General features: G+C 45.7%; 8 protein-coding genes. All 8 read left to right on the top strand.

Translation table 11 applies throughout. The features are described from left to right. Positions 1-8 precede the first annotated feature (8 nt). Complete coding sequence (locus T355_RS14205; RefSeq protein ID WP_051555532.1) at positions 9-485, top strand: rod-binding protein; 477 nt, start codon at positions 9-11, stop codon at positions 483-485. An 84-nt stretch (positions 486-569) separates the two neighbouring features. After that, on the top strand, positions 570-2075 hold the full coding sequence (locus tag T355_RS14200; RefSeq protein ID WP_051555531.1) for a phosphodiester glycosidase family protein: 1506 nt from the start codon (positions 570-572) through the stop codon (positions 2073-2075). Positions 2076-2191: 116 nt separating this feature from the next. Then, a complete protein-coding gene (locus T355_RS14195; RefSeq protein ID WP_051555530.1) occupies positions 2192-4198 on the top strand; it encodes a SpoIVB peptidase S55 domain-containing protein in 2007 nt (668 codons plus the stop codon). 264 nt (positions 4199-4462) lie between these two features. Then, positions 4463-5233 carry an MlaE family ABC transporter permease gene (locus tag T355_RS0110165; RefSeq protein WP_027397667.1) on the top strand — a complete coding sequence of 257 codons (771 nt, stop codon included), beginning with the start codon at positions 4463-4465 and terminating at the stop codon, positions 5231-5233. Between the two features lie 19 nt (positions 5234-5252). Further along, positions 5253-5993: an ABC transporter ATP-binding protein gene (locus tag T355_RS0110160; RefSeq protein ID WP_027397666.1), complete on the top strand. Its 741-nt coding sequence runs from the start codon at positions 5253-5255 to the stop codon at positions 5991-5993. Positions 5994-5995: 2 nt separating this feature from the next. After that, on the top strand, positions 5996-7273 hold the full coding sequence (locus T355_RS0110155; RefSeq protein ID WP_027397665.1) for an MlaD family protein: 1278 nt from the start codon (positions 5996-5998) through the stop codon (positions 7271-7273). Between the two features lie 79 nt (positions 7274-7352). Beyond that, positions 7353-8708 (top strand): TolC family protein, encoded by a 1356-nt coding sequence (locus tag T355_RS0110150; RefSeq protein WP_027397664.1) that lies wholly within the window; start codon positions 7353-7355, stop codon positions 8706-8708. Positions 8709-8840: 132 nt separating this feature from the next. Continuing rightward, entirely contained in the window at positions 8841-13289 is a 4449-nt protein-coding gene (locus T355_RS0110145; RefSeq protein ID WP_027397663.1) for a translocation/assembly module TamB domain-containing protein, read from the top strand. The last annotated feature ends 4 nt before the right edge of the window (positions 13290-13293 follow it).

Here is a 13293-nt window from a genome sequence, read left to right as displayed (position 1 = left end):
GTGATGTTATGAATATTGACAATGTTAACAGCAACTGGATAATGGCACAGCAGGCTACCGACAAGGGAGCCAAGGCTGTGGAGGATGCCCAGAATTTCGCTGATGAGCTGAAACGGGCCAGCGAAAATGTGGCTAAGCCAAAGACAAAGGCGGCAAATGCTGCTGGGGAAATGACTCCCGAGCAAAAGGCCTACGACAAGAAGCTGAGGGAAGCCTGTCAGGGCTTTGAGGCCATGTTCCTTAATATTATGTATAAGGAAATGCGTAACACCGTTCCTGAAAATAGTCTTTTTGGTGATTCCAATGCGGATAAGATTTTACAGGATATGCGGGATACGGAAATGGTGAATCAGATGGCTAAGGCCGGGGGCGTAGGCTTGGCTGATGTGTTGTATAAGCAGCTGACCCTTGAAGACAAGGCCAAGGCAGATTGGACTCAGCGGGTGGAGAATATGAGTCCTAAGGATAAGGTTGTAAGAACCTGATTTTACGGGAGATGAATTAATGGGGGCTATTGCATTTGACGCGATAGCCCTCTTATCATTTTATATAACATAGGAGTTTTTTATATGTACTTGAATAAGAAAAAAATTGGGGCAGCTGTATTGGCTGCAGTTTTTACCATAAATGTGGCAGCGGTGGGAGACAGCATTTCCTACGCAGCAAAGAAAAATGATAAGAAATCGCCAGTTCAGACTACCCAGTCAGTAAATGCAAATAAGCCGGCGGCTTCTGCTCAGTCTGGAAAGTCAAGTGGTCAGACAGTGTTGAGCAATATTCGTCTGGGAGATAATGCCAAATATACCCGGGTTGTGCTGGATATGAGTAATGCCAAGAAATACTCTGCGGTATATGAAAATAATAATACCCGTCTGGTGATTACCATGGATGGTGTTACTTCACCTTTGGCTACTGCTCCCGCAGGCCGGGGGGCTGTAAAGGACCTTATTTTTGCAAAATATGGTGACACCCTGCAGGTTATAGTGGATATGAAGGCGGCTATGCCAAATAAAGTATATACTCTTCAAAATCCAAATAGAATCGTAATTGATGTAACCAAGGAATATGAGGAGGAATCCCTTAATCAGGTGGAGGATGGCCTTCTTAACGGCAAGTATGTGCGGGTGGATGGCCGTGGTATGCTGACTGCCTATATGCTGGATATTGATCCTGCCAAGTTTGATGTTACCTTGGCCCTTGGGGCTGGAAAGGTTTCCTCCGGCCTTAGAAAGCTCACCACTATTGCTAGCAGTAACGGAGCAGTGGCGGGAGTAAATGGCGGCTATTTCGACTGGAGCGGTGATTTTCTTATCGGCGACATACGCATAAATGGCAAGACCGCCGGCATCGGTACCCAGAACCGTACAGGACTTATTAAGCGTAAGGATGGTTCCTACGATATCGGTCGAGGCAATTATTCTGGGGCAGTAAAGGTTAATGGCCGCAGTATTTCCTTCTGGGGGGTAAATTGCCCAAGGGGAACAGACTCCATTGTTATGTATAATTCCCTTTACGGATATTCCACCGGCACCAATGAATTTGGTACTGAATACGTTATTGTGGATGGACGGGTACAGTCCATTGGTAAAGGCAACAGCGTGATTCCTGCCAATGGTGTGGTGGTTTCTGTTCATGGCCAGTCCCAGGCAAACTTCGCTGGTATTAAGGTGGGAGATAAGGCTGTTATAGAAGAAGGCTTTGGCCCGGAGGTAGGAGATGCCCCTGATTTTTATGGTGCAGGACCTCAGCTGGTGGCCAACGGCAGAGTAAGTGTGGCCTCTAATGCGGAGCAGTTTGGCAATGATGTGGCAGGAGGCAGGGCACCAAGAACTGCCGTGGGCTTGAAGGATAATGGGCATCTGCTGCTGATGGTGGTGGATGGCCGCCAGAGTCACAGTATTGGTGCTTCCCTTACGGAAATGGGCCAGCTGCTGGTAAAATACGGCGCAGTAAAGGGCTTTAATCTGGATGGTGGCGGTTCTTCTGAAATGATACTGAACAACCGTATTGTGAACAGCCCATCTGAAGGCGTAGAACGCCGTATCGGAAACGCAATGCTAGTTATGAGAAAGTGATTTTGTTACTGTTGTTTTTCAGATATATAAGCTATAATTAGCCTATGGGTTAAATGGCAAAATCATAAGAGGTGATTATTATAAATAGATTTTTAAATAGATTAAAGAAACGTGCTTTGGCTGCAGGAATTGCTCTCAGCCTTGCAATGGGCTCCATATCCTTCGCCATGCCGGAGATTATGCCCCTTACAGAGGTAACTCCTGGCATGACAGGCAAAGGCTATACCATCATTGATCAAAGCGGTGAAATTAAGTCCTTTGATGTGGAAGTGGTGGGAGTCAACGGCAGCAGCAGCAAGCTGGCCTCTCCACGTATTCTCATTGATTTGTCTGGAGAAATGATTAAGACTACTGGTGGTATTGTATCCGGCATGAGCGGCTCTCCTATTTATGTGGACGGCAAGCTCATTGGTGCCGCCTCAGCCTCCTTTAGCAACGTGTACCTCGATAAACGTGTCATGGTAACTCCTATTGAGTATATGTTGAAGCTGTGGGATTTGCCGGATAATAAAAATCAGACACAGCTCCCTCAGATTGATTTGAAGAAGATTCGTGAGGAAGCAGCCAAGAAGGCAGAGGAAGAGGCTAAAGCCAAGGAAGAACAAAAATCTGAAGACGAGTCTGATACTAAGAAGGCTTCTGTAGAGGATTCTGCCGCTAAAAGCGAGGATGCTGTAAAAGAAGAAAAGCTAGCTGGAAAAGAACAGGCGGATAATACTTATATAACCAAGGAAGAGCTGGAGGCCCAGAAGGATGCTAAAGAGCCTGAAAAGCAGGCGGAGGCTCCTAAAGAAAATGACGAGCAGGACAAGGAAAAGGCCTGGAAGATGGTGTCCGGCTTCTCTGGCAAGGGCGTGGATTTCCTTTCAGAGAAGATTCCTGGAATAAAGCTGCGGGATGCGGCTAATTGGAATTCCAATGCTGGGCCTGCTACCATTGATTACAACGCCACTTTGGAACCAGGTGGTGCCGTAGGTGTGGCCCAGATTGTGGGAGATTACTACATGGGAGCCATGGGTACAGTAACCGCTGTGGATGGCAAGAGAGTATTGGCCTTTGGTCATGGAAATACGGATCGGGGAAATGTGAATTACTTTATGACCGGAGCAGATGTGTTCTCCACTGCCCATGGCCCTTTGGATGGCATGAAGATTGGTCACATGACCTCTATCATCGGTCGTGTTAATCAGGACAGATATGATGGAATAGCAGGCATTTTAGGGGAATATCCTCAGAATGTTCCGGTGATTCTTACAGTAAATGATACCGATTTGGCCAATTCCCAGACCTATCATTCCTTTGTGGCTTATGATGAAGAGGTGGTGCCTCTGCTGACCACTGCCATGGTATACGATTCCATGTACAAGACCATAGACAGGGCCATTAATGGTACCGCCAAGGTTCATTTTCGCATTCGCACCGACATGGGGGAAGATGGCGTAATCGAGCGTACCAATATGTTCTATAATGGCAGTGATGTGGGCAAGCAGGCTGTTGGTGAGCTTAATGAGATTTTGAACACCATCTGTACCAATAAGGACAGGGAAGCCAACATTTATGATGTGAAGGTGGATGTGTTTATTGGCGGCCAGCGCATGACAGCGTCTATTTTATCAGCAACTCCTGATAAAACGGAGGTATGTGCCGGGGATAAGGTGATTTTCAAGACCACACTGAAGCCTTATCGTCAGGAGAAGGTAACGGTGGATGTGCCTTATACTGTGCCGAAGACCCAGCTGCCAGGAACATTGAATCTTGACCTTCACGGCGGTGGACTGATTAATGTGGCAAAGCTCTTGTTGGCTCAGCAGGCCGGGGATGCTTCCCTGGAGGAGGATCAGAATGTCAAGACTGAGGCCAAGATAAAGGAGATGCTGAAGACTGCCTGCAATAATGATATTGTGGTGGAGCCGGCAGCCGCCCCTATTTTGACTGATGAACAGCAGAAGGCAGCTATCAAGGAGGCTATAAAGCAATCCAAAAAGCTGGCAGAGAATGGGAATAAGTCCAAGGTGGACAATTCCAAGCCAGTAGAGGCTGTACAGCGTACCGCCACCGACTATGTAATAGAAAATGTAATTCACACAACATTAAAAATAGTAGAGAATAAAGCTAAAAAGTGATAGTATTATGGCAGGTACAGTTTTCTTTCACCCAGCTGTGGCACTAAAAATATTTTTTTCGACTATTTGAATAGCAAGAAAAATTACAACTCGCTTCGCTCAGACAAGTAATTTTTCTTACTAATGCAGGTACGAAAAAAATATTTTCTGACGTACCACAGCCTAATGTTCAAGAAAACTATACCTGCCATATTTATATACTTATACATATATATTCATAATCATTACGTTTTAATATTGATTTTTATGAGGGCTTAATAAAATATGTTTGTTAGGTTTCTTGAGATAATTGGTGCTTCAGTTTTGGAGCTGTTATATTTCATCGGTGACGTTATGCTGCTGTTTATAGGCGCATTAAAGCAGATGCCCGTCAAGATTCGGGTGCGTCACGTCATCCATCAGATGTCCCATTTGGGTGTGGATACCCTGCCTATAGTATCCCTTACCATGATGTTCACCGGTATGGTAATGACCCTGCAGGTAGCCAATGAATTTATTAAGATGGGGGCTGAGTCCACCGTAGGTGGTATTATAGCCATTGCCATTGGCCGTGAGCTGGGACCTGTTCTGGTGGGAGTAGTGGCAGCTGGCCGTGTTGGTTCTGCTATGACTGCGGAAATAAGTACCATGAAGGTAACGGAGCAGATTGATGCCCTGCGGGTTATGGGAACTAATCCTCTGGGATACCTGGTGGTGCCGAGGATGTTGGCCTGTATGATAATGGTGCCATTGCTTACGGTTTACGGTGACGTTATCGGCGTTGTCGGAGGCTGGGGCGTGGCCAAATATTATTCTGGCATTTCTTCCTACGTGTATGTGAATTCCATTCCCGAATATGCAGTGCTGAACGACCTTACAGGGGGACTTGTAAAGGCCGTAGTTTTTGGTGTGGTTATTGCAGTGCTGGGATGTTATTATGGCATGAAGGCCCCGGAGGGGGCCGAGGGCGTAGGTAAGGCCACCACCAAGTCGGTGGTAAGTGCCATCGTGGTTATTTTTATGTTAAATGTACTGCTTTCCATGGTATTGTATTAATTAATGGTGGAGAGGTTCCATGATAAAAATTGAAAATGTATCCATGTCCTTTGGGGACAAGAAGGTACTGGACAGCATAAATTTGGAAATTAAAGACGGGGAAACCTTGGCCATTATTGGTGGTTCCGGCTCCGGCAAGAGTACCTTGCTGAGGCTGATGATAGGACTGGATCACCCCACCGGGGGAAAGATTTGGCTGCGGGATAAGGATATTGCCCACATGCCGGAAAAAGAGCTGGATGAGCTTCGCCTTCATATGGGTATGGTATTTCAGTACTCTGCCCTCTTTGATTCCATGACTGTAGGGGATAATGTGGCCTTTGGTTTAAGAGAGCACACGGATTACAGCGAGAAAAAAATAGCAGAAATCGTTAAGGAAAAGCTGGAGGTTGTAGGACTTCCGGGAACTGAGGATATGATGCCGGGGGAGCTTTCCGGTGGTATGAAAAAGCGTGTAAGTCTGGCTAGAGCCATAGCTTTCGGGCCGGAGATTATATTTTACGATGAGCCCAGCTCTGGTCTTGATCCTATAATGACAGACAAGATTGACGAGCTGATTATTTCCACCCAGAAGCGACTGGGGGTAACCTCGGTGGTGGTAACCCATGATATGGACAGTGCGATTCATATTGCTGACAGAATCGCCATGATTTATGAGGGAAAGCTTATTGCAGTGGATACAGTAGATAATTTCCGCAGAATAGAGGATCCGCGGGTTAAGGCCTTCTTACGGGGCCTGTATATTGGCAAGGAGGCATAAGGGTGAGTACAGAGGTTAAGGTAGGTGCCTTTACGGTGGGGGGCTTGGCCCTGGTAATGGCAGTGTTTGTATTTCTTACAAATTTTAGTTTTGGGGGAGACAAAAGCTATAATCTTTATGTTAATTTTGGACAGGCTATCGGTCTGACTCCTGGTAATGCGGTGGCTTACGCTGGTGTAACCGTGGGCAGCGTTGAGGCTATCAGTCCAAATGGCCCAGGGGTTTTGGTGCGGGTAAAAATTCAGGATGATGTGAAGATTCCTAAAAAATCTGCTTTTACCATTACTTCCAATGGCGTAATGGGAGCCAAATTCGTCAATATTCAGCCATCAGTGGACAGTGATTTGAGTGATTGCTTCCAGCCGGATGATTATGTGGAAGGCCAAGGAGAAACGGGTATTGATAATGTAATGCAGGGAGTCAGTGCGGCCCTTGAACAGGTACATGAGCTATTGGTCAATATGAATGACATTATCGGCGATAACGATACCAAGGCGGCTTTGAAGGACATTTCCATGAATATGCGTCAGGTGACGGAAAATCTCAATGTGATGACGGCTACCCTTGCCAATGTGGCAGTAAGCTCCCAGGATGATATTCGCAATATGGCCCGTAATCTTAATATTATGACTGCCAGCTTGACCCGCAGTGCTAACAGTGTGGAGGCTATGATTAATACCTTCAGCGGCGATGGGGCGACGGCAGAAAATCTGAAGCTGGCAGTAAATAATCTGTCTGAGGCCAGCGTGCGCCTTAATAATATGGCTAAGTCCCTGGAAGGTGTGGTTACTGACCCTCAGGTGGCAGATGATTTGAAAACAACCATACATAACACCAGAAACCTTACGGAAAGAGCGGACAATATGATGTCAAAAATTTCCAGTATTAAAATGGGGGGCGGTCTGGAAACCATGTATAGCGGTGGCAAACACGACTGGTCCAGTAATTTTGATATTGGATTATATAGCGGAAATAGCTATGGCAAGATTGGTGTTTCTGATATTGGTCGGGAAAATTACTTCAATTTGCAGGGGGGCACCCGCTCCGGAGTGTTTGGGGCCCATGGAGGTATTATTGACAGCAAGGCTGGTTTGGGCATTGACCTTTTCGGAGGGGATAAAGTGCAGCTTTCTGTGGATGCTTATGACCCAAATGAGTTTAAGCTCCGTTCCCGCCTTTCCTTTGAGGTGGCACCTAACACCTATCTTTTTACACAAGTGAATGATATTAATCGTAGCAGAACCAGGGCAACCTACTTTGGCTTACGGAGAAGCTTTTAATATTAGGTTTTTAATCTGATTCTCATGTTTTTTTCAACAATTGGTAGTAATATATTACCCTAGAGGAGGTATCTATTGAATGAGAAATAATAGATTTAAAACGCTAACTGCCCTGGTGATCAGCGGTGTTATGACCATGTCTATGGCTGGTACAGCAATGGCTGAAACCATGGATGTAGATATTGAGGATTGTGTAAATATGGCTATGGCCAACAACCATACTGTTAAGAGTGCTATTGATGACTATGACTCTGCAGTGTGGGCCCGTCATGAGGCTCGTCGTATGCATGGCCCTACCTTGAACTGGACCAGTGCAGCCCAGCATATTGGTGGCAAGTTCTATGATGCGCACAATGTGAACTCCATGTATACAAATACAGTGGCTGTAAGTATGCCTATTTATACTGGTGGTCAGCTGGAGGGCTCCATTAAGGCGGCGGATTTGGCTTTGGATGCCAATGAATTGGCATTGGAGGCCACCAAGCAGGGAATTAAGGCCAAGACCCAGGCTGCTTATTATAGTGCTTTGAACTGCCGTAACCAGATAAAGGTGGCTCAAAATTCCGTAAAAACCTTGGAAGAGCATTTGCGGAATGTTAATGCCCAGTTCGGTGCAGGAACAGTGGCCAAGTCAGATTTGTTGGCTTCCCAGGTGCAGCTTTCCAATGCTCAGCTTAACTTGGTGTCTTCCCAGAATAATTACGATGTGGCCATTGCCACTTTGAATAATGTGGTGGGACTTCCTACTGGTACAGAGCTGAATTTGAAGGATGAGCTGGGATATGTGCCTTATGAAATATCCCTTGATCAGTGTTCTGAATACGCTCAGCTTAATCGCCCGGATATTTTGGCGGCTGAGTATAAGGTTAAGATTGCTGAGGCTCAGCTGGATGTGGCCTCCTCTGGTAATTTGCCAAAGGTTAATGCGACAGTGTCCAAGACTTTTGCCGGTGAAAAACCATTTAGTGCTGATGAGCGTCCTGTAGATAATTTCTATCAACAGAATACATGGTATGCAGGGATTGGCATCAGCTGGGATATTTTTGACAACAATGTTACCCAGGCTAAGGTGAAGCAGGCCAAGGCTGCCATTGAAAAGGCTAAGGAGGCTGCCCAGGAGGCAAGAGATACAGGTGATTTGGAGGTTCGTACAGCATATTTGAACCTCACTGCTGCGGAAAAGAGCATTTCCACCGCCAAGGTGGCCATGGAGAAGGCCCAGGAGGATTACACCATTGCCCAGGTGCGTTATGGTGCCGGTGTGGGAACCAATCTGGATGTAATGGATGCTGAGGAGAAGCTTACAACGGCCCAGAGTAATTATTACAATGCCCTTTACAAGTACAATTCCAGCAAGGCAGCCCTGGACAAGGCTATGGGCCTTATGGTGGATTTGGATGTTACCCAGCTTCAGGAAAAATTGGCAAAAAATTAATGTAATTTTCAAATAGTTTACAGTTTATTATGTTATACTTAAGTTGCAATATGTAGTGTTAAGTATATTCTAACTGCCACCTTATTGCGTGGCAGTTTTTCTTTTATAGGGGATTATCTAGGGGGATATTTAATGGACCGTAAGGTTATGGGGAAGGCCGCCGGCGGTGCCTTGGGAATAATATTTATTATAATGGCCTGCATTTACGGTTATATTACTTCATCTGCCTTTATGGAGAGGGCAGCGGAAAATGCAGCTTCCATTGCCAGCGAGGTGCTGGATACCAAGGTGGAAATCGGTCTTGTCAAGGTTGATTCCTTTCATTCTGTGAATATAAAGAATATTGCTGTTTATGACAAACAGGATAAGATAATTGCCAGGGTAGCTGATGCCAGGGTGGGCTTCAGCTACCTTGTTATGTTTAAAAACTCTGTTTCCGAGGGTATCAGGGATGTGTATCTTACTGATGTGGAGGCGGATATTCATCAGCGCAGTGACGGTAGCTGGAACTTTTCAGATTTGGTTTCTGAGGAGCCTAGCGATAATAAATTCACTGGCAGGGTGCATATTACAGATGGCATACTGAAAACTGCCTACAATGGCCAGGATATTTTGGTGGAGGATTTGCAGGCAGATTTGGATTTTGACAATTATCCCGCTGTACGCATAGAGGGTACCGGCAAAAATCAGGGGGCTGAGGTTAAGGTGGCTGCCAATTACGGTGGCTCCAAGGATACCTTTAATGTGGAAATTACTGATTTGGAGCTGGCCAACTATGTGGCCTTGATACCATCCGGCACTATCCCAGAGGATATGGTTAAGGCGGACAGCATAAGAGGAAAGATAACCAGAGCAGTGGCTGTAGGGGGAAGAACCGGTTCGGAGCTGTATTACAGCGGTGAGCTGGAGCTTCAGCAGGGCGAAGCAGTAATTCTGGATAAAAAAGTGGAAAATATTAATGGCCTTTTTACCTTTACAGAAAAGGCTATTCAAGTATTTATGAACGCGGAAACTGCCGGACAGAAGGCGACTGCCAAGGGTAAGGTAAAGCTGGTGGAGGGCCGTCCAATTCTTGATTTGACGGTGGCATCTGATGGCTTTGAACCGGGAGCTCTTATTGATGATATTCCATATAGTGGTCCTGTGGCCTTTAATGCCAGGGTTACTGGTGATGCCACCAATCCGGTGGTGGATGCTGATGTGAAAATTGCTGAGGGCAGTGTGAGCGGTTATGATTTTACCAACTGCACCGCCAGAGTCAGATATGCAGATGAGGCTGTTACTGTAACTGAACTTAGCGGAGATATTTTCGGAGGCCATGTAACGGGAGAAGGAGATTTTGATGCCAAAACCTTTGACTTCGTGGCCAAGGTGAAGGCAGAGGGAGTTAATCTTTCCCAAGCCTCAGTCCGTATTCCGGAGCTGAGTGAAGCAGGGGGAGCAGCGTCAGCTGACCTGTTTGTGACCGGTAATGTAAATGATATTGGCAATACCAGAGTTATGGGTACCCTGTCTTCTGATGGGGCCTCCTATATGGGGATTGGTGCCAATAGAATTGATGGTTCTTTTATTTATCAGAATAAAGACCTCCATGTGGATTATTTAAGTGCAATCCTTGAAAATGGGGGCGAAATAGGACTTCAGGGGGATGTACTTTTGGGTGAGAAACTTGATATAAGTTTCTATGGCCGTGATTTTGATTTATCCCTTATAAGAAATATTGCCCCTGAGGCGGAGGTTTCCGGTTTAAGTGATTTCCGGGGGAAATTAAAGGGAACTCTGGATGACCCTGTGCTGGGTGCCTCCTTTGCAGCCAGAGATGGTGTCCTCTTTGACCAGCCATATAGACGACTGCATGGCAAGGCCATTGGTGGTCTTCGTGGGGTTGGTGTAAAGGATCTTATAATCGAAGGTGATTACGACAATCGCTGGGAAGTAAATGGTATCGTTGGCTTCCTGGGTGAGAGGAGACTTCATCTCACCGTTTCCACCAGAAATGCCCGTATGGAAAACATGCTGAGGGCGGTGGATGTGGATTTACCACTGACGGGTAGTGTGGATAATGAGATTGAAGTAACTGGAACGCTGGATAATCCGCTGGTGAAGGGACATTTTAATTACAAGCTGGGAAAATTCAGGGATGAAATCGTTATTCAGAGTATTACCGGCAATTACACCTATGAAAATAATCTGCTGACCCTTACGGATATTAATATCCAGTCTCCTGGAATAAAGGCATACATTGGCAGTGGTACCATTACCTCCGGCGGTGATATGAATATTACGGTGGAGGCCAAGGATATTAATCTGGATGATTTTGACAATAAAGTACCTATTCCAATGGATGGTTATATTAACTTTACTGGTACTTTGACAGGCAATGTGGAGTCGCCGATTTTCCATGGTACAGTTTCCTCTAAGGGGGTTATTGTGCGGGGAGAGGAATTTGATGAGGTGGCGGGAGACATTGACTACCGAAATCACAGAATTTTCTTCAAGAATATGTATGTGAAGCAGGGAACTGGAAAATATACCCTTAATGCCAGCTATAACTTTGTTACTGAGGCCATTGGAGGCAATATAACCCTGGACAATGTGGATATCAAGTCTTTGGGAGTTGTTGCCGGCTGGAAAAATAACAATGTTACGGGCAAGCTGAATGGCAACTGTAATATCGGTGGTACGGCTGACAATCCAAGTCTTGTTGTGGGGGCCTATGTCACGGATGGTCATTTTGGCACATATCCAATCAACGATGTATATTGCAATGCCACACTTGATAATAGGGTAATAAAAATAAAGAACCTTACTGGAACTGAAGGGGAGCAGGGCAGATTTACAGCCCTTGGCACCATAGATTTGGACGGAGATATTTCTTTGACAGCTGATGCCACCAATATTGACGCGGGAGCGTTGGCTGGGGCAGCGGGCTACGATGGGGAGATCACCGGCAAGGTGAACTGTCATGTGGAGGCTGCAGGTGAAACAGCCAATCCTATTGCTGAAATAACCTTATATGGTGAGGATATTGGTGTTCGGGGAGCTGCTTTGGACAGTATTTCCGGCAAATTTATGTTGCGTGATAAGATTATTCATATAACGGAGCCATTGGTTGCCAAAAAAATGGTGGGGAATAATTCCAACAGAGTGGTGGTGACTGGCTATACTCCCTTGGGAGCTTTCCGAGCTGATGGCACTGATGGCAATGAACAAATGAATTTGACGGTTTCTTTGGAGGATGCAGATCTGAGTCTGTTGCCTACTATTTCCAAATATGTGGAGTGGTCAGTGGGGCAAACGGATGGTACGGTGCATATTACCGGTACTTTGGGACACCCTGCCTTTGAAGGCAATATAGCTGTTAATGAGGGCGCCTTCAAAATAAAGGGAGTGGCCAACCCTGTTACTAATATGGAACTGCGTTTGTCCATGCTGGGTAACACCTTCATGCTGGAGAACTTCAGTGGCAAGATGGGGAATGGTACTTATAAGATGACGGGTTATGCAGAAATGGATGGCCTGACACCTGTTAGTTATCATCTTGGTTTTGATGCAGACCAGCTGGATGTGCGTTGTAACTTCTTCAGAGGACCGCTGACTACCACCATTAATATTGACAGTCTGGAAAAGCCGGATGAATTTATTAAGGGGGAGCCAGTTGCAGCCAGAACTATTCCGAGAATTTCCGGACGGCTGTTTTTGGAAAATGTGGTTCTTTCCACACCACCAATTCCTACGGACAGCACAGAAATGCCGGAGGTGGGTCTTGATTTCGATGTGGAGCTGGGCAAGGGGGTACGCTTTGTCAGTGCTAACCTTGGTAATCTGCTGTTGGTGGGTGATGCCCATTTCCAGGGCACAACCCTTATGCCTCATACCAGTGGTGCCATTACAGTTAAGAAGGGAAATATCAGTTATCTGAAAACTAATTTCCAGATTTTTGAGGGAGCTGTAAAATTTAACAGAAGTGACAGCCTCTACCCTTCAATTACTTTGAAGGCTGGAACCAAGGTGGCCAGCACCAGAGTATTTGTAAGTCTGGACGGACCGGTGGAGCATATGAAGTTTAGATTGATGTCCTCACCGCCAATGTCTGAGGAGAATATAATTCAGCTTCTTACCCTGAGAAGTGATTTTAGTACCAATAGGAGCGATTCCGCAAAATTTGCTGCTATGTTCAATGTGGGCCTTTCCATGACAGTACTTTCCGAGGTGGAAAATGCTATAAGAAATGCCTTGGATTTGGATTTGTTCTCAGTGGAAAGGGATACTTCAGAATTCCTCAGTGAAAAAACAGGCGACAAAAACTATGAGGAAGTGTATAATATCAAATTGGGTAAGTATATATCTGACAGAACCATGGTGACCTTTGCCAAAAGTGTAAATAACAATGAGTATAAGGCCGGACTGGAATATGAACTGACAGATAATCTGAATCTTATGTATCTATTTGATGAGGATCATGCCCATACCTTTGGCTTGTCCCACCAGTTCAGGTTCTCCACGTCACCAGCCTATAGTGATGGGGAAAATGAAAAGCTGATATACAGTGATATGGGCTATGCCAGAGTAAGCCGCTAAATTT

Source organism: Anaerovibrio lipolyticus LB2005, from assembly GCF_000621545.1.
Taxonomy (GTDB): domain Bacteria; phylum Bacillota; class Negativicutes; order Selenomonadales; family Selenomonadaceae; genus Anaerovibrio; species Anaerovibrio lipolyticus_A.
Note: the sequence above shows the minus strand (reverse complement) of the source record. Positions and strands in the feature narration are given on the sequence as shown.

Bases quoted from the DNA above. Each gene is read 5' to 3' on its own strand.
- T355_RS0110160 (WP_027397666.1), top strand. From the start codon at position 5,253: ATGATAAAAATTGAAAATGTATCCATGTCCTTTGGGGACAAGAAGGTA.
- T355_RS14200 (WP_051555531.1), top strand. From the start codon at position 570: ATGTACTTGAATAAGAAAAAAATTGGGGCAGCTGTATTGGCTGCAGTT.
- T355_RS0110165 (WP_027397667.1), top strand. From the start codon at position 4,463: ATGTTTGTTAGGTTTCTTGAGATAATTGGTGCTTCAGTTTTGGAGCTG.
- T355_RS0110150 (WP_027397664.1), top strand. From the start codon at position 7,353: ATGAGAAATAATAGATTTAAAACGCTAACTGCCCTGGTGATCAGCGGT.
- T355_RS0110145 (WP_027397663.1), top strand. From the start codon at position 8,841: ATGGACCGTAAGGTTATGGGGAAGGCCGCCGGCGGTGCCTTGGGAATA.
- T355_RS14205 (WP_051555532.1), top strand. From the start codon at position 9: ATGAATATTGACAATGTTAACAGCAACTGGATAATGGCACAGCAGGCT.